We start from the raw sequence: 18704 nt of genomic DNA, 5'->3' as shown, positions 1-18704 counted from the left end.
GACACTCAGTCGGTCTGTTGCCCATACCCACCGACAGTAGGTAAAAACGCCATGATGCCCTCTCAGATCACGCGCTCCTCTCATTCCTCATTGCCGGAGGTTGCTCCTGCGTCCGGCGATGCAACCGGCGTTAGTGAGCAAACTCCGCAGCAGGCTCGTACCGTAGCGTTTTTTGCCTCCGGCGAGCTGGCCGTGGCATTTGGTCGCACCTCTGCTGCGCCAGCGCAGGACTCTGTGCGTCTGTTGTCTGCTCTTCAGCGTGAGCTGGATAAACAGCATCCGTCCTGGCACACCGTTGCTCAACTCTGTCAGAGCCTCGCCGAGGTCGGCACGACGGAGCAGGGCTGGCATCAACTGGCAAGCGAGGATCAGGTGCCGGCGCTGAGAGAACTGCTTGACCGTTGTACTCACCGGCTGGCCGATATGCCGGCCTCTCACGCATCTCACGACTCGCTGTCGCTGGCCTGTGAAGGGCTCAGGACGGCACGGCTGCACCAATCCGTCGCTCGTTTGACCGCCCGACCGTCCGCCCTGGCCCGTGCGGTTCCGGATCTGCTGACGTTGACTCATCTGGATCCCGAGACGCTTGGCGCAGAGCCCCCCGTTGTTTCGTCTTACACGCTCTTCAGTCATTTCGTTCGCACGGCCAAGCAGCGTACGGCGGATTTGAATGACAGCCTCCAGCGTCAACCCGACGCGGTCGTCAGTCTGCTGCGCTCACATGCCGACACGCTCAATGATCTGGAGATGTTGCCGGGCGCATTGCAGGCATTGACCGAAAATTGCCAGGACGCGCCAGCCTGCAATGAATTGCGCGAGCTGGCGGAAGTGGCGGGGGCGCTGCTGCAGCTATTGCGCGAACACGATCTTTTGCCGAGGCTGGAAGAAATCTCCATTGAGCCAGGCGAGGCACCTGCACCTGGCCACGAGCCTGCCGAGCCCAGGCTGACCACACGCCAGGCATTGCTCAAGGCCGGCGGCAATCTGGTGCGCAAGTTTGATGCCTACGGGGCGCTCGCGCCGATGGATGACAAGGCGTTGCTGGCTTTGATGCGCACCCCGGCGCCACACCTGTCGCCCGATCAGATGCATGCCTTCCTGAACAAGCATGTGCTGCATCTCACGCAAGAACAACGCGATATCGTCAGCAATACCCCGCTGCCCTTCGCCCCTGAAGAAGACATCGAGGCCAGGTGCGGCATGGGTTTCGATGAAAAACTGCGGTTGGCGCTGGCCAACGGTTCGCTGGTGTTGAGCGAGGAACAACTGGCCCGTCTTGGTGATTTGCCAAGTGCCGCTACCACGACGTCCGACGTTGCGAAGACGCTGCTGGAAAAGCCATCGTCTGCGCTGAGCGAAGCCGAGCGTGACATGTTGGGCGCAATCGTTCAGGCCAATGCTCAGGGGCAACTCGACGCTTGGCGCGCTCACAACGAACAGTTGCCAGCAGTGTTGAGCCGCTCGGGGCTGCCCTCTGATGTGAAAGACGAGTTGCTCAGCCTCAACAAAAGCATGAATGCCGAACTGGGCACGCTCAAGAACGGCGCCTCGCTCAAGAGTCGCGTCCTTGCAAGCCCGGCGATGCTGCTCGCGCTGGCACCCTTGCCACTGGCCGTGGCGTTCGTCAGCAAGGACAACTCCTACAGCTCATCGCTGGTTGCCCACTTCACCAAGAACGCGGTGTTCATGGCTGGTCTGATGATGAACGAGCTGACCAACGCGCGGACCAATGTCGATCATGGCCTGAACCGCTACTTCGTCACCGTGCTGGCCAACGCCATCGTGGCGCAGCCCACCTTTGCCAGGAACGAACACCTGCTGGAGCAGGTCGGCTTCGGTATCGCAACGGCCGTGGCATCGGGCGCAGCCACGCTGGGCGTATTCAACCGTGAATCGATCGTCGCTGCCTTCAAGCTCGCCAAGAGCAAGCTTTCCAGGCAAGACACCGGGAACGCCCGCATCCCGGAGGAAGACCATCTGGCCGTGGTCAAGCATTTCGACGTCAGCGAGCATTTTGCCCAGCAGATGAAAGTGGCGACCGAATTGTACAAGCAAGACAAAAGCATCACCGACATCATGAACTCGAGCCTGACATACCTGGGCACCAAAAGCAGCGAGTTCCAGGCCAGGTTCGAAGTCGCCGATGCCCTGCGCGCAGGGCAGCAACTGGCCGAGGTGGAGCGCAAGGCGGACCCTGACTTCTACACCAAGCTGGGCCTGGTGGCCTTGACGGCGAGTATCGGTGCGGCGCTGGTGATGTTGATGAAAAGCATGGTCGGCAAAGCCGATTACGCGGCGGATGGCGTCTGGTGCGTATCGGAGATGCTCAAACTGGCCATGAACCCTGAAGTCGATATGCAAAAGGCGGTTCAGGTCTTCAAGGAAATCGTCGGTCTGAATCTGGTGATGACGGGGTTTCTGGGCGTCAACAAAGTCTGGAATTTTCTCGACAAGGGGATCAAAGGCTACGCCTCCGGTGCTGCGGTCCTGACCGCAGCCAACCTCACGCTTCCCGGTATGGTTGGAGAAGTGGCTGGCGCAGCAGCCGGCAAGGGGTTGAGCTACCTGACTGACAAAGGCAAGGCGGCGCATCAGGCCGGCAGGGCGGCAGCGTCCTGGGCCGGAGATTACGTCAGCACCTCGCGTTTGGGGAGCGCGGTCGGCACCCTGCAAACGGCAATTCCGGGCAGGATTGCAGGCGGGCAGGTCGTGGCGGGTCTCTACGACCGCTTCCGGTACCTGACCTGGTCGCACCCGGCGCCTGCACCGCAGGCGGCTGGCGAGCCATAAGCCTGTAGCCGGTAGACCGCCGCCAGCAACGCAGGCGGTGGTCTTGCCTGGCTTACCACCATCACCGCCAATAATCCCTTCGCATCAACCCGCGCAAGCGTTTAACGGCGGCCTGCGTGCGGCCCACGGCTGGGCGCGCTCCAGTTGCCCGGCAAGGCTCAGCAAGGTCAGTTCGTCGCCAAACCGCGCGGCAAAGTGAGAACCCAGCGGCAGCGAATCGGCTGTCCAATAGAGGGGCACGGACATGGCTGGCTGGCCAGTCGCGTTGAAGATCGCCGTGTAGGGCGAGTAGCTGTGCGAAAGCGCGATGAAGTCCTGCAGGGACCGGCTGTCGTCATCGAAGGCCAGTTCTCCCAGGCGGGGTGGCGCGCGGTTGAGCGTCGGGGTGAGAACAATATCGTACTCTTCGAAGAAACCGGCCATCGCCCGGCCCAGTGCATGCATCGACTCGACCGCGGAAATGTAGCGTGTCGCAGGCAGTTGCCCGCGTTCGCGCAGAATGACACGGGTGCGCGGCTCCAGTTCGTCCATGGCGACCGGGAAGCCGCGCATTTTGCCCAGCAGATCGAGGTAGCCTTGGGTGTGTGAACCGATGATGTCGAACGTCGCGTCGAGGAATTCAGACAGCCGGACCGGCAACGTCGCCGGGACCACGTAATGCCCGAGCGCCTCCAGCAAGGCCGCAGTGTGTTGCAGTGCAGCCAGGGCCTCCGGTTCTGCCGGCCACGGCGATATTGCCGAGATCAGGGCGATTTTCAGACGCTTGGGATCGCGTCCTGCGGCGTGTGCAAAGGGCGTCGCTGGCATGGGCGCGGCGTAGGGAGCCCCCAGGTCACTCCCGGCAGTGGCGTCGAGCAGGGCGGCGCTGTCGCCTACCGACAGGGTAATCGCGTGAGCGGTGCTCAGGCCTGCCCAGCCCTCGCCGACCATCGGGCCTGAAGGCAGCAGGCCGCGTGATGGCTTGAAGCCGAATACGCCACAGCAGGAGGCCGGTACGCGAAGCGAGCCGCCGCCATCGTTGCCATGCGCGAAAGGGATGGCGCGTGCCGCAACCAGAGCGGCTGCGCCCCCACTGGAACCGCCTGCGCTGTGTTGCGGATTCCAGGGGTTGCGGGTCGCGCCGAAGCGTTGCGATTCGGTGCTGTAGGACACGCCGAATTCTGGAGCGGTGGTCGTGCCGATCAGTTGGCAGCCTGCATGACGCAGCCGACTGACGATTTCGCAGTCGATGTCTGAGCGAAACTCGCCCAGCGCATGCGAGCCACTGGTCATCCGTGCCCCGGTCATCGGGGTGAACATGTCTTTCACCAGGGTCGGTACGCCTGCCATGACGCCCTGTCTGACGCTACTCCCGCTCGCCTGGCTGCGCGCCTGATCGTAAAGCCTTTCGCTGACGGCGTTCAGGCCGGGCTCGACCTGCTCGACCCGTGCGATGGCGGTTTCCAGCAGCTCGCCGGGGCTCACCTCGCCATTGCGTACCAGTGTTGCCAGGCCACGGCCGTCCAGCGTATTGAATAATTCGTGCAGGTCTTTCATCGATGGTCTCCAGGATTGAAAGCGTGTCGTCGCGTTACGCGCGCCACTTAAAAGCTGATGCCGGTACGCAGCGCCACGGTGTAGCCCTCGGCACGGTTGTGGGCGTCGAACTCCTTGTAGGCGTGCAACCAGATGGGGGGCAGCCCGGCGCCGGGTTTGAAGTAACTTACTGCAGGGCCTGCGGCGATTACCCGGGCGCGATTGCCGCGGGTCAGCCCCGGCGCGTCGTCGTCCGACAGCTGCCGGTAGTAGTAGCCGCCCACGCCGACGGTCCAGTCGCCGACATGCTGGCCAACTGCAAACTCATGTCGGTACTCAACGCCACTGCGGTAATCGGTGTCGGGGTTACGCGCATTTATATCGATCTGGAAACTCGAGGAAACCTCGAAGCCGCCGGGTGAAATGTAGGTCGCATTCAACAGCGGAGAAACCGTCCAGTGATGGGTGCCAGGGCTGACCAGACGGTTTTTGTCGTAGTCCCCCGTGGGCGCCTGAATCATCAGTTGGGTATTGATGCCCAGCCCAGGTGCGAGCTTCCAGTCCAGGATGATCGGCACCACTTGCAGGTCCGCCTGACGAAACAGCGATGCACTGTCGCTGAATACCCGCTGCCCCCCGACGTTCACGCCCAGGTCGGCATCCATCTTGAAAAAGACCGGCACCACCGCGAAACCATAGCGGGCACCCAAAAACTCCTGCTCGGTCATTCGCAAGTAGGCGAGGCCGATCGCCAGGACGTTGATCTGGAAGTCGTTGGGGCTGTCATTGCCGTGGCTGTCCTTGATGACATCCGCGTGGTAGTTGCTGATGCGCAGGCCGACGGTGCCATTGGGGGTGGTGGGCGGCATGAAGCCTGCGCCAAAGTCGAAAACGCCAGCAGCTGTCGTGGGCGCAGCATTTTCGGTGGCACAGGCCGTGGACGATAACCACAGGATCGCCATGGCGAGCCCTGAAGCGCTAAGGAAGTGGTTTTTTAATGACATCGGTAAGTGCCTTGTTATTTTTATGGGCGAGCACAGCCCTCCCTTGCGGGGTGGCAGTTATTGGAAAAACCGGAAATGGGGTAGAGCGCGTTGGCGTCAGCCGTCAGTCAAATGCAGTAACTGGGCGATCTGCGCTTTACGGGTGACACCGAGCTTGTTGTAGATCTTTCTCAAGTGGTGCCGGACGGTGCAGGGGGATACACCGATGTTGCGCGCGACTTCCTTGTACGTCTGTCCGACCGCAAAGCCTCGGGCAACCTGAAGCTCGCGCGTGCTCAACAGTTCCAGACTGCTGCGTCGCCGCGCCGTCAATAGAACGAGGTCGCCCACCGGCTGCGACGTGATGTGCAGGTTATGACTCGAATAGCCCTCTTGAGGGTTGCACTGTCGGGGTAGACGATTGGACGGTCTGTCGGGCCATTCCGAGCCCAGCATCGACGAGAACGCAGGCTCCATGGAAAGCAGCACGCCGTAACGGTCGCTCACCGCCATGGCGGTCTCATCGTAGGCGCCCTGAGTTTCCCGCAGAGTCGTGAGCGTACGCAGATAACTGGCCTGTTCAGCGGCGATCAGATGCGGCATCAGCCACTCGATCAGGCGTTTGTCCAGGGGCGAGAAGGGCGTGTGGCCAGCCGAGCGAAACAGTGTCAGATGCACGCCCTGCTGGGTGTGAGGGTCGGTCAGGACAATGCCCAGCGCGAAGCAAAGATCGTATTGGCGACCGAGGTCGGCAAGCGCAGGAGGTGCATCCGCTGCCGTGCAGTGAATGACCTGACAGACGCCCTGGGTCTGATGCATTCTGCCGACGCTGGCGTCCGAGGTCTTGAGTTGCTCCCACTCGGCGGCGTAACCGTTGGGCAGGCCCAGCAAAAAGGAACTGTGCTCGACGGGCCAGTTGTCACGCCAGGTAGATCTTCCCCACCAGGCCTTGTCGAACTGCACCAGTGCGCGCACCCGTTCAAGCGCCTGTTGATGGAATGTAGAGATCGACGCGCTGCTGACCTCGGTCTGAAGCTCGAGAATCACCTTGTTCAAGGCTTCGACGACCTGACAGGAAACACTGTCCAGGGACGTTGTATCGCTGATCATGCTACCCCCTTGTGTTCTTTGTTATGGGTAGAGCGCTCGCTGTCATTGACGCTGTGCGAGGCAGTGGCTCAAGTCTACTCATATTCAAGGGTTCGGCTATCGTTCAAATGGACGATGGCCGGGGAGCGAGGCTCGCCCTCAATCCAGCATGAACAGCGCATCATTGCTGAATTGCGCTTCGAACTGGGCGGGGGGCATCGGGCGGCCGAACAGGTAGCCCTGGACTTCGTCGCAGTCGTGTTCGCGAAGAAACTCCAGTTGCTCATGGGTCTCCACGCCTTCGGCGATCACCGAGAGGTTCAGGCTGTGCGCCATGGCGATGATGGCGCGGGCGATCTGGGCATCCTGCTCGCCGGATGGCAGGCCATCGACAAAGGTGCGGTCGATCTTCAGCACGTCGATCGGGAACTGTTTGAGGTAGTTCAGCGACGAGTAGCCGGTGCCGAAGTCATCGACAGCGATGCTCAGGCCGAGGTTCTTGAGGCCGTCGAGTATCTGCATGGCCTCGTTGACCTCACGCATCAGGATGCTTTCGGTCAGTTCCAGCTCCAGGCAGGCGGGTGACAGGCCGGTCTGTTCGAGTATGTGGGCGATGCGCTTGCCGAGCTGGCCGTCCGAGAACTGCCGCGCCGAGATGTTGACCGACACCTTGGGCACGCGAACCCTTGCCTGATGCCAGTGTTTGAGTTGGCGGCAGGCTTCGGCCAGGACCCAATCGCCGACCTCTACGACCAGCCCGAGCTCTTCGAGCACCGGGATGAAGTCGTTGGGCGGCACCAGCCCGCGGCGTGGATGGCGCCAGCGCAGCAGGGCTTCCGCGCCTGTCAGGCGTTTGCCGTCGCCGCTGAACTGCGGTTGGTAGAAGAGGGTGAACTCCTTCTGCTCCAGGGCGTGGCGCAAGTCGCTTTCCAGCTCCAGACGCTCCAGCGCGGTGGCGTTCATGTCCGCCTGATAGAACTGGAAGTTGTTCTTGCCACGCTCTTTGGCGTGATACATCGCCGTGTCGGCGTTCTTCATCAACTGGCTCAGTTCCTTGCCGTCCTGCGGGCTGAGGGCGATGCCGATACTGGCGGTCACAAAGAACTCGCGGCCTTCCAGCACGAACGGTGTGATCAGGCTGGTCAGAATACGTTCGGCAACGTGAATGGCGCGGCTCAGCGCGGCTTCACGGGTTTCATCCGGTTCCAGCAGCAGGGTGAATTCATCCCCGCCCATGCGGGCCACGGTGTCATCCACCGACACACAGGCAAGCAGCCGCGTGGCCATTTCCTGCAGCATCCGGTCGCCAGCGGCATGGCCCAGAGAATCGTTGATCGGTTTGAAACGGTCGAGGTCGAGGAACATCAGTACGACCCAGGCCTGCTGGCGCTCGGCGTGCTGCAGCGCCGAGTGCAGACGATCCTGAAACAGGGTGCGGTTGGGCAGATGAGTCAGCGCGTCGTAGTAGGCCAGGCGGTGGATACGGTCCTCGCTGGCCTTGCGCTCGCTGATATCGCTGAAGAAGCACACGTAGCTGGCCAGATCGCCTTCATCGTCGAGGACCGCGGTAATGCCGACCCAGGCCGGATAGTGTTCGCCGTTACGCCGCTTGAGCCGGATTTCACCTTCCCACGTGCCTTGTCCGTTCAGTTGCCTGAGGATATGGCGCAGACGGGTTTCCTGTTCGGCTTCCACGGTGAGCATGCCCGGCAACTGATCGAGCACCTGAGCTACTTCATAGCCACTGACGCGGGTAAAGGCCTCGTTGGCCTGCACGATATAGCCGGCGGGGTCGGTAATCAGGATGGCGGATGTGGAATGCTCGAATACCGTGGCAGCCATGCGCAGGTCTTTCTCGGCCCGACGCTGCTGACTGATGTCGCGGCCTACCCCGAAGATGCCTTCAAAGTTGCCGTTTTCGCCCCACACCAGGACCACGCGCAGCTCCACCGGAATCTTGCGACCGTCGGCACGCAGGCAGTCGAACAGAAACATTCTGGTGGTGACTTCTTCGCGCAGCCTGGCGAGTTCCTGAGGTTTGTCGAGGACCTTGTCGATGCGGCCCATGAGCGCATCAAAACCGACTGTTTGCTGGGGGTTGGCAATGGCGGCGGACCAGCCGTTCTGCAGGATCCACTCGGCGCTGTAGCCCAACGCACGTTCTACCGAAGGGCTGACGTAGTTGACTGCCAACCGGCCGTCGGTGGAGAAAATCACATCACTGATGCTTTCGGCCAGCATGCGGTAACGCTGTTCGCTGTCACGCAGCGACTGGCTGGACGCGACCTGTTCGGTAATGTCCTTGGCAATGCCGATGATACGCGTGACCCGGTCTTCTTCGTCCCAGGCCAGTGCCTGCTCGCGAATGTCGAAGGACCGCCAGTTGCTCTCGCGGTCCCGAAAGCGCAACACGCGTTGCAATAATTCATTGTGCCCGTGGTGACGCTGGCGCAGGCGCATGTCCTGATAGTTTCGGGCGTCGTCGGGGTGCAGCAGGACTTCCCAGAAGAACTCGCCCATGGCGTGCAGTTCTGACTTGCTGTAACCCAGCGTATAGCCAAAGTGGTGGTTGCTGTAGATCACCCGCTGGCTGAGCACATCCTGAACGTACAAATGGTCCGGTACGGTTCGTACCACGTCGGACCAGAAGCTCTCGCGGTCCAGCAACGACAGCTCGACCTGTTTGCGGCTGGTGATATCGCCAATACTGAGAATCACCGCATCGAAGTCACTGCGTGTCTCGGGCAGGCGCATGACCAGCCACAGGTGCTGGTCATGACCACCCGCACGGGTCAGGCAGATTTCCAGTTCCAGTCGTGGCTGCCCGGAAAGCACCGCCTGGATGATCGGAATGCCGAAGCCCGGACGCGAGCGCGACTCGCCCTCGATCAACGGTTGCCATGCCTGTTCGCGGTGCTCGATGTCCAGCAGGCTCAGGGCGACTTCATTGAGTTCGCTGATGCGCAATTGCTGCAAAAGGCGTTTCAGAGCGGCTGGCTGGCTTTTGAGCAAGCGCTCGAAGTCCTCGCCGGTGCTGACCTCGAGTGCTTCAAGTTGCTCCTGAAGGCCGGACATGTCCATGACACAGATAGCGACGCCCGCGCCCTCGAAGATATCCCGATAGCGGCGTCGGCTCTGCAGCATCTGGCGCTGGCGCCTGCGCAGGCTCATCAGCGCGATCAGCGGCAGGATCGACAGCAGCAGGCCGATCAGGCACTTGCCGATCAGTGGCGCGAGCAGTTCGCTGCGCGCCTTGTAGGTGTCGAACAGCCCCCGCAGTTGCCAGTCACTATTGCTCAGTGGTTGAAGCAGAATGGTATCGGACAGGCCACTCTCCGCTTCGTTGGCGGGCACCGGTTCATGGAGAATGACCCGCTGCGTCTTGCGCTGTTCAAGACGCCACAGGTGCTGAAAGTCCTGCGCCGGCTGGCTGGCAAGTTCCTTCAAGGCTTCGGGGGCCACGCGCAATGCCCAGTAATCGCCGCTCACGCCGTTGCCCAGGCGAATCAGTATATAAATCTGGTTGCCGTCTTCCGAGCCGGTATAGAAGTAGGGGCGACCTCGCGCCTGTTTCATGGCTTGTTCAAGAAACTCACTGTCGCGCGAGGCCTCGGCGCTGTCACTGACAATTTCACCCTCCCGGTTCAGGCGAGCGACGCTGCGCAGCGCGGGCAGGGCAGTGCGCAGGTTCACCAGCGTGGTCGACTGCTCCAGTCGCTCCCCGGCGGATAGCGCCTCGTCCAGCAGGTTCATGGCGATCTGCGCCTTGAGCGCCATGTTCAGACTCATCCGGTCGGACAGTTGGACGCTGTACTCCAGACTGCGCTGACGCTGACGTTCCTGGGTCTGGTGGAACTGCTCGATCAGTTGCCAGAGCAACAGGGCAAGCACCACCAGAACCAGGCCCGCCAGCATGCCTTTCACTGACCCACGCAAAGGCCTGGTCGCACTGTCTGGAGCGACACTGGATGACGACAGAGGCGTTAAAGTGGGCAAATCGCTGTTCCTGACTGCTGGACTGAAGCAGTGGTGCTTTATGTAAAATAGGCGGGTCGCTCAAAGAGGGCGGCTAGCATGCCTTTAGTTGTGGCAAAGTGCCAGCCCCATTGGGCCGTATCGTTTGCCCTGCACGACGCATTCGGGTAGCTTTGCGCAACGCGTGGTATCCACCGACTCCTGCATGAGTGACTCCACTTTTTGCAATATCGATCAGGCTTTATATTTGCCAGCACTGCCCCGACAGGTTTACCACTGAGTTTATTCAAGGCTCGGAACGGTCTCGCGGCAAGTCTCAAGGACAAATAAAAGCTTTTTTCCGGCCGGAGCTTTAAGCTCGTTACCCAAATCGGTCCTCATTACAGACGCTAGGTTTTCATTTCATGGCTCAATACGTCTACACCATGCATCGGCTGAGCAAAGTTGTGCCGCCGAAGCGTGAAATCCTGAAAAACATCTCTCTGTCATTCTTTCCCGGTGCCAAGATCGGTGTGCTGGGCCTCAACGGTTCGGGTAAATCCACGCTGTTGAAAATCATGGCGGGTGTCGACACCGAGTTTGATGGCGAAGCGCGTCCGATGCCGGAGCTCAATGTGGGTTATCTGCCGCAGGAGCCACAACTTGACCCGAACAAGACGGTCCGTGAGGTCGTGGAAGAGGCGGTCAGCGTGATCAAGGACGCACAGGCGCGTCTCGATCAGGTCTACGCCGAGTACGCCGAGCCGGACGCTGATTTCGACAAGCTGGCGGCCGAGCAGGCCAAGCTCGAAGCCATCCTGCAGGCCAGCGATGGCCATAACCTGGAGCGCCAGCTGGAAGTCGCCGCCGATGCGCTGCGCCTGCCGGCCTGGGATGCGAAGGTTTCGGTCCTTTCCGGTGGTGAGAAGCGCCGTGTCGCGCTGTGCCGCCTGCTGCTCTCCGCTCCGGACATGCTGCTCCTCGACGAACCGACCAACCACCTGGATGCCGACTCTGTCGCCTGGCTGGAGCACTTCCTCCACGACTTCCCGGGAACTGTGGTTGCGATCACGCACGACCGTTACTTCCTGGACAACGTGGCTGGCTGGATTCTGGAACTCGACCGCGGCGCGGGCATTCCTTACGAAGGCAACTATTCCGGCTGGCTTGAAGCCAAGTCCGACCGTCTGGCGCAGGAATCCAAGCAGCAGACCGCTCACGAAAAGGCCATGAAAGACGAGCTGGAGTGGGTTCGCAAGGGTGCCAAGGCGCGTCAGTCCAAATCCAAGGCGCGCCTGCAACGCTTCGAAGAAATGCAGTCCCAGGAGTTCCAGAAGCGCAGCGAGACCAACGAGATCTACATCCCGGCCGGTCCGCGCCTGGGCGACAAGGTTATCGAGTTCAAGAACGTCACCAAGGGCTATGGCGACCGCGTGCTGATCGACAACTTGTCGTTCTCCATGCCCAAAGGCGCCATCGTTGGCGTGATCGGCGGTAACGGTGCCGGTAAGTCGACCCTGTTCCGCATGCTGATGGGCAAGGAACAGCCGGATTCGGGCAGCATCGAAGTCGGTGAAACCGTACAACTGGCCTGCGTGGACCAGAGCCGTGATGACCTGGACGGCAGCAAGTCGGTATTCCAGGCGGTATCCGACGGTTCCGATGTGATCCGTATCGGTAACTATGAGATTCCGTCGCGCACCTACGTCGGTCGCTTCAACTTCAAGGGCGGCGATCAGCAGAAGTTCGTCAAGGACCTGTCAGGTGGTGAGCGTGGTCGTCTGCACCTGGCGCTGACCCTGAAAGAGGGCGGCAACGTGCTGCTGCTCGACGAACCGTCCAACGACCTCGACGTGGAAACCCTGCGTTCACTGGAAGAAGCGCTGCTGGACTTCCCGGGCGCTGCCATTGTGATCTCTCACGATCGGTGGTTCCTTGACCGTGTAGCCACGCACATCCTGGCGTACGAAGACGATTCGCAAGCGATCTTCTTCGAAGGTAACTACACCGAGTATGAAGCCGATCGCAAGAAGCGTCTGGGCGAAGCAGCTGCTCAGCCGCATCGTGTGCGTCACAAAAAGCTGGCCTGATCAGCGTTCAGGCACGCGCCGCTCCTTGCAAGGAGCGGCGCTGCCGTTGGCTGGCCGGGCTCACGCGTCAGGTTCGATCAGCAGCACTTCAATCGATTGATCGCCCGCCGGGCGCTGCCACAACACTTCATCGCCTTTCTGCGCGCCAATCAGGGCGCGGCCCAGTGGCGATCCCCAATTGATAAGCCCGTTGGCTGCATCGGCCTGATCCTCTCCGACCAAATGCACGCGCTGCTGGTTATCCTGTTCATCCGCGAACGTCACCCAGCTGCCGATCTGCACCTTCTCGGTCGACACAGCCGGGGCGACGACCTGCGCGCTTTGCAGGCGCTGATTGAAGTAACGCAGGTCGCGTTCCAGGTCGGCCAGTCGCTGCTTGTCCGCCGCTTCGCCCAATGCGGTTTGCGCGCTGTGCTGCGCCTGCAGGCTATTGACGTGTTTCTTCAACAAGGTCAGGCCTTCGGCCGTGACGTAGTTGATCTGTGTACTGACCAGCCGCTCGACCGGTTGCTCGGCCTCGGCGGCAGCGTTGTCTTCGTTTACGAATGCGCGGCTCATGAAGAGTCCTCCCTAATAGGCTTTGGGCCACAGCAGGACATCATTGGTTTCGTCGGATTGCACCGATGCCTGATCAGTTGGGACGATAGGCCTTGGCCGCGCTGCGGGTTTTTTCCTGCTCCCAGGCACGGTCACGCTCATTGAAGACCTGGCCGGGGTCGAGCCGGTCGCGATTGTCCTGCGAGGTTTCGCACTGACGAAAGCCATCGGTCCAGCCCTGGGCGTAGAGCTTGTCCTTCAGATAGCGGGGCACGTTTTTGCGAAATTGGCCGGTAGTGGCACCTGCTGCGTCCCTGCCGCTGCTGCAACCGTCCTGATAGCCGTCTGCAAAACCCGGCGGATAACCCTCGGCCAGCATCTGGTCACGGGTGGACTGACAACCCGCCAGCACGATGGCCAGCGACAACAACAGCCAATACCGCTTCATGGTGATTCCCTCTGCTTATGAGAGGAGTCTAGAAGGTAATTTGTGAGTTATTCGTAAAAGCGATGTAGGGAACGTGTAATAGCAGTGTGCCGGTTTTTTCCAGGCACACTGCCGGCAATTGACACTGATCCGGTCAGTAGTGATACCACTTCACCTCAAGCATCACCTCGTTCTGCGGCGAGCTCATCTGGCTGAATTCGCGCTGGGCGCTCAGGCGCAGACCAAGGTTGCGCGACAGCTCCCATTGCTGGTTGAGGCTGACGCTGCGGCGCACTTCGCCATTGGTGAAATAGTCGCCCTTGGCTTCCAGGCTCAGGTTGCCCAGCGGGTTGCGCCACAGCACGCCGGTGTTGAAGCCTGCGGCGGGAGAGATGAATTCGGCGAAATCGTTATTGTGCTCGACTCGCACGGTGCCCAGTGCAAAGCCGAGCATATCGTCGGCCAGCTGCCAGGTGCCGCCGCCACCACCGTTGACGTGGCTGACGAGGTTTTCGTCGCCGTGCTTGCCGAGAACCCGCTCCAGCCCCCCGGTGACTTGCCATGACCAGGGTTTCAGCAGTTCGGTGCGCGGGGTCAGTGAGCGAATGGTGGCCAGGTCCAGTTGTTGCACCTGCCAGTCATTGCCTTCGTATTGACGCACTTTGAGCTGAAGAATCTCGATCTGCGCACCCAGCGGGAAACCGTAGGCATTGTCGTTCAGGTCGTGATAGGCCATACGCAGACCATATTCAGCGAACGCCTTGTCACCGCGTGTGCCCGCCCCCAACTGCCAGGTACGTGATTCATGGCCTTCTTCCGGCAGGCCGGGGCGCGGGATGTCCAGCTGTGGCGGCGGGTTCTGATTGATCGCCTGCAACAGCTCGAAGCTGCGTTGTGAGCGTTGTGTATCGCGCTCAAGACCGTTGGCGCGATAGCGCTCCAGACGATAGGCAGCGTCCTGAATCAACGCGCGGCGTTCTGTGGGCTGCGCGAGGTACTCGCTGTTGTGCAGTTGTTTCTGATCGGCGCTGACCTTCAATACCCACTGTTGCTCGTCTGCATCGAGCGGTTCGGCGCGGCTCAGCAACTCGCGTTCGCGTGACGGGCGATAGTCGATCTTCTCCACCAGCCCGGCGGCCTTGATCGCCTTGACCGTATCGGTCGGGATCGCGGTCAGGCCAAACTGATCGGTAAGCTTCAGGCCCGGTCGGGCGACCTGCAGCAATTCCAGCAGCCGGTAGGAGCAGTTTTCGTCGAAGAAGAAATAACTGAAACGGATCTGTTTCAGCTCCCAGACATGCTCGACCATGCGCCCGGTTTCTTCCGCAGTCAGGTTCAGGCGGTATTCCCACAGGTCACGGTTTTCCAGGCTGCGGTATTCCGACAGTTTTTCCTGATACGGCACCAGCGCAAACAACCCCGGGTAGCCGCCTGCCAGACCTTTCCACGCGTACAGAATGCTGTTGTCCATGCCTTCGATATAGGCACCGAAGTTGATCGCGTAGCTCAGCAAGGTGGTGTTGTTGGTCTTCGCGCTGGCCGGATCGATGCGCAGCAGGGTATGGCCAAACATCGACGAGGGGCTGTTGAGGTAAGCGGCCGGGAAAATCAGCACCGTGCTGTCCGGGGCCACATCCTTGTACCAGTCCTTGAATTCCTTACAGTCCGGCGTCGGCAGGTCAGTCAGGTGCAACTGGTCACGCAGCCAGCGGGTGCGTGCCGGGTATACGCACTGGGCGTGAGTCTGTTCGTTGCTGACCGGTGCGTAAATAGCGTCGAGTGTCGCGCTCAGCTCTGCCTGCGGGTCGTGTGCACCGTTGGCGGCGAGAAAGAATTTCGGGTCTGTGACATAGCTGCGCCAGCCACCGAGCTTGCCGGCTTCGTAGTGACCCAAGGAAATCCAGAACGGCTCATTGGCCAATTGCTGCAAACGGTCAGCGCTGGCATGAGGTGCCGCAGACAAGGGGGCACAGACGAACAGCGCCAGCGATACAAGACGTTTGAGCATAGAGGGCAACTAGTCAGAAAAGGGGATCCCGCCCTTTGCGAAGAAAGGGCGGGCGAACGACTTTAAGCCTGGGTAGCGTACTTGGCCAGAGTCGGATCGTTTTTCAGAACATTGACGGTGTTGGTGTGAACGTCTTCGGCAGTGGCGTCGGCCTTGCTGAAGATTTGCGAGAAGTGCTCGTGCGTGACGGCGGCAAAGTGCTCGCGGTCTTCTGGTGCAACGCCCAGTACCACAGCGTAGGTAGTCAGTGCTTCGCCCTGACCCATGGCCATGTCTTTGGAGAGTTCATCCATCATGCCGTTCATGGCAAGCCAGGATTTACCGCCATAAGTCAGCGCGCCGTTGGTCGAGCAGCCGTTGGTGCCGGAGGTCATGCCGAAGGTGGCGTTACCCGATGTACCGTTGGTGGTCGAAGCGAGGAAGTGAGCTGGAGTACCGCGTTGGCCTTCAAACAGCATGTTGCCCCAACCGCAGTCAGGACCGCCTGGTGCTTGAGCCATAGCGTTGATCGATACAGCGGCGAAGAGCGTTCCAAGAAGAATCCGTTTCATAGCTTTTTCTCTTTTTAGTTCAGCCAAGGGTCGAGTTTCTTGAGTTGTCACATCAAGACAGATGGTTAGCCAGCAGCCACCTGTGCAGTTTGGAGTTTAGGCAGGTTCCAAGGGTTCCGTGAGGGATTACAGATTATTACTTGAAAACGGCTTTTTTCAGAACGCGGCGGGTGACGCTACACACGCAAATGCTTTTCGGCTCTTTCCTGCCTTGCAAGTCGTGCACAGCGAGCGCCAGAATGCCGACATCTGCCCCGCCTGATGTAAGGATTACTGATGCCCGATTCTGTCGCAGCCAACCTACGCCTGGCGCCCAACGCGCTGACCCGTCCGTTTTCCGCTGAGCAGTTCAGCTTTGCGACCACCCACGAGCTCGAACCCTTTCGCGGTGTCCTTGGCCAGGAGAGAGCCGTAGAGGCCCTGCAGTTCGGCGTTGCGATGCCGCGCCCCGGTTACAACGTGTTTGTCATGGGCGAGCCCGGCACCGGGCGCTTTTCGTTCGTAAAACGCTATCTCAAGGCCGAAGGCAAACGGATGCAGACGCCGTCGGACTGGGTCTACGTCAACAACTTCGACGAGCCCCGCGAGCCAAAGGCGCTGGAGCTGCCACCTGGCACTGCCCATGAGTTCACCGCCGACATCGGTGGCCTGATCGACAACCTGCTGGTGACCTTCCCGGCGGTTTTCGAGCACCCGTCGTATCAGCAGAAGAAAAGCTCGATCGACCGTGCGTTCAATCAGCGCTATGACCGCGCCCTGGACGTCATCGAGCGCCTGTCGCTGGAAAAGGACATCGCGCTGTATCGCGACAGCTCCAACATCGCGTTCACGCCGATGGCCGATGGCAAGGCGCTGGATGAGGCCGAGTTTTCCCAGTTGCCCGAAGCGGATCGCGAGCGCTTCCACGAAGATATCTCCGCGCTCGAGGAGCGTCTCAACGAAGAACTGGCCAGCCTGCCGCAGTGGAAGCGCGAGTCCAACAATCAGCTGCGTCAGTTGAATGAAGAGACCATCACCCTGACCCTGCAGCCCTTGCTGGCACCGCTTTCTGAAAAGTACGCCGAGAACGCTGCGGTCTGCGCCTACCTGCAGGCCATGCAGGTTTACCTGCTCAAGACTCTGGTCGAGCAGTTGGTCGATGACGCCAAGACCGACGCTCAGGCGCGCAAGCTGCTGGAAGAGCAATACAGCCCGAGTCTGGTGGTCGGGCATACTCGTGATGGCGGTGCGCCGGTGGTTTTCGAACAGCACCCCACCTACGACAACCTGTTCGGACGCATCGAATACAGCACCGATCAGGGCGCGCTGTACACCACGTACCGGCAACTGCGCCCCGGCGCGCTGCATCGTGCCAACGGCGGTTTCCTGATTCTGGAAGCCGAGAAGATGCTGGGCGAGCCGTTCGTCTGGGATGCGCTCAAGCGTACCCTGCAATCGCGCAAGCTGAAGATGGAGTCGCCGCTGGGCGAGCTCGGCCGCGTTGCAACCGTGAGCCTGACGCCGCAGGTGATCCCGTGGAACGTCAAAATCATCATCATCGGTTCCCGCTCGCTGTATTACACCCTGCAAGACCTCGATCCTGACTTCCAGGAGATGTTCCGGGTGCTGGTCGACTTTGACGAAGAGATTCCGATGGTCGACGAGACGCTCGAGCAATTCGCTCAGCTACTCAAGACCCGGACCTCGGAAGAGGGCATGGCGCCGCTGACCGCCGATGCGGTGGCACGACTGGCGACTTACAGCGCCCGTTTGGCCGAGCACCAAGGGCGTTTGTCGGCGCGTATCGGTGATCTGTTCCAATTGGTCAGCGAGGCCGATTTCATCCGCCAGCTGGCCAACGACGACAAGACCGACGCCGGGCATATCGAACGTGCGCTCAAGGCCAAGGCCACCCGTACCGGGCGGGTCTCGGCGCGGATTCTCGATGACATGATGGCTGGTGTGATTCTGATCGACACTGACGGCGCGGCAGTCGGCAAATGCAACGGCCTGACGGTGCTGGAGGTCGGCGACTCGGCCTTCGGCGTGCCCGCGCGCATTTCCGCCACGGTGTACCCGGGCGGCAGCGGGATTGTCGACATCGAGCGCGAGGTCAATCTTGGCCAGCCGATCCACTCCAAGGGCGTGATGATCCTCACCGGCTACCTTGGCAGCCGTTATGCCCAGGAATTTCCGCTGGCGATTTCCGCAAGTATCGCGCTCGAGCAGTCCTACGGTTACGTGGATGGCGACAGTGCGTCGCTTGGCGAGGTCTGCACGTTGATCTCGGCGCTGTCACGCACGCCACTCAAGCAGTGCTTCGCGATTACCGGTTCCATCAACCAGTTTGGTGAAGTTCAGGCGGTGGGCGGGGTCAATGAAAAGATCGAGGGCTTCTTCCGTCTCTGCGAAGCACGTGGGCTGACTGGCGAGCAGGGCGCGATCATCCCGCACGCCAACGTCACCACGCTGATGCTTGACGAGCGCGTGGTGCAGGCTGTTCGTGCCGGGCAATTCCACATCTATGCCGTACGTCAGGCCGATGAGGCGCTGAGCTTGCTGGTGGGCGAACCTGCCGGTGCGCCTGACGAGCATGGCGAATTCCCTGAGGGCAGCGTCAATGCACGCGTCGTGGAGCGTCTGCGCGATATCGCAGAGATGCTCAGTGATGAAGACCTCAAGGAAGAGCTGGAAAAGGAGCCTGCGCAGTTGCAGCCTGAACTCAAGGTCTGACAGCGCAGGAGCCGGGCGGTGAGGGCCGCCCGGTGCTCCGTTCATCAG

At 60.7% G+C, this 18704-nt stretch carries 10 protein-coding genes and 1 pseudogene; 3 read left to right on the top strand and 8 right to left on the bottom strand.

The window, feature by feature from the left end; translation table 11 throughout:
• The first annotated feature begins 51 nt into the window (after positions 1–51).
• Positions 52–2790 (top strand): HopW family type III effector protein, encoded by a 2739-nt coding sequence (locus AO388_RS21030; RefSeq protein ID WP_058417055.1) that lies wholly within the window; start codon positions 52–54, stop codon positions 2788–2790.
• 84 nt (positions 2791–2874) lie between these two features.
• On the opposite strand, the gene AO388_RS21025 is transcribed toward AO388_RS21030, so the two are convergent.
• From AO388_RS21025 to AO388_RS21010, 4 genes and pseudogenes are all read right to left on the bottom strand, one after another.
• The gene (locus AO388_RS21025; protein WP_058417054.1) at positions 2875–4326 is read right to left on the bottom strand and encodes an amidase; all 1452 of its coding nucleotides are present in this window, start codon (positions 4324–4326) and stop codon (positions 2875–2877) included.
• Positions 4327–4373: 47 nt separating this feature from the next.
• The gene (locus AO388_RS21020; RefSeq protein ID WP_032609173.1) at positions 4374–5309 is read right to left on the bottom strand and encodes a SphA family protein; all 936 of its coding nucleotides are present in this window, start codon (positions 5307–5309) and stop codon (positions 4374–4376) included.
• A 96-nt stretch (positions 5310–5405) separates the two neighbouring features.
• Entirely contained in the window at positions 5406–6398 is a 993-nt protein-coding gene (locus AO388_RS21015; RefSeq protein WP_044309431.1) for a helix-turn-helix transcriptional regulator, read from the bottom strand.
• A gap of 138 nt (positions 6399–6536) precedes the next feature.
• Positions 6537–9515 (bottom strand): annotated as a pseudogene (locus tag AO388_RS21010) (EAL domain-containing protein); the annotation flags it as partial.
• A 1241-nt stretch (positions 9516–10756) separates the two neighbouring features.
• On the opposite strand from AO388_RS21010, the gene ettA reads away from it, so the two are divergent.
• Positions 10757–12421 carry an energy-dependent translational throttle protein EttA gene (gene ettA / locus AO388_RS21005; RefSeq protein WP_003368689.1) on the top strand — a complete coding sequence of 555 codons (1665 nt, stop codon included), beginning with the start codon at positions 10757–10759 and terminating at the stop codon, positions 12419–12421.
• 60 nt (positions 12422–12481) lie between these two features.
• Here ettA and AO388_RS21000 read toward each other — a convergent pair whose 3' ends face one another.
• The 4 genes from AO388_RS21000 to AO388_RS20985 form a co-directional block, all read right to left on the bottom strand.
• Positions 12482–12979: a GreA/GreB family elongation factor gene (locus tag AO388_RS21000; RefSeq protein ID WP_003368688.1), complete on the bottom strand. Its 498-nt coding sequence runs from the start codon at positions 12977–12979 to the stop codon at positions 12482–12484.
• A 73-nt stretch (positions 12980–13052) separates the two neighbouring features.
• The gene (locus tag AO388_RS20995) at positions 13053–13406 is read right to left on the bottom strand and encodes a lipoprotein (RefSeq protein WP_003368687.1); all 354 of its coding nucleotides are present in this window, start codon (positions 13404–13406) and stop codon (positions 13053–13055) included.
• A gap of 133 nt (positions 13407–13539) precedes the next feature.
• Positions 13540–15393 carry an Lnb N-terminal periplasmic domain-containing protein gene (locus tag AO388_RS20990; protein ID WP_058417052.1) on the bottom strand — a complete coding sequence of 618 codons (1854 nt, stop codon included), beginning with the start codon at positions 15391–15393 and terminating at the stop codon, positions 13540–13542.
• Between the two features lie 62 nt (positions 15394–15455).
• Entirely contained in the window at positions 15456–15944 is a 489-nt protein-coding gene (locus tag AO388_RS20985; protein WP_002555221.1) for a DUF3015 domain-containing protein, read from the bottom strand.
• Positions 15945–16220: 276 nt separating this feature from the next.
• Here AO388_RS20985 and AO388_RS20980 point away from each other — a divergent pair, with 276 nt between their 5' ends.
• Positions 16221–18656 carry a Lon protease family protein gene (locus AO388_RS20980; RefSeq protein WP_003368685.1) on the top strand — a complete coding sequence of 812 codons (2436 nt, stop codon included), beginning with the start codon at positions 16221–16223 and terminating at the stop codon, positions 18654–18656.
• The last annotated feature ends 48 nt before the right edge of the window (positions 18657–18704 follow it).

The organism is Pseudomonas sp. ICMP 10191, assembly GCF_001467335.1.
GTDB lineage: Bacteria > Pseudomonadota > Gammaproteobacteria > Pseudomonadales > Pseudomonadaceae > Aquipseudomonas > Aquipseudomonas cerasi.
Note: the sequence above shows the minus strand (reverse complement) of the source record. Positions and strands in the feature narration are given on the sequence as shown.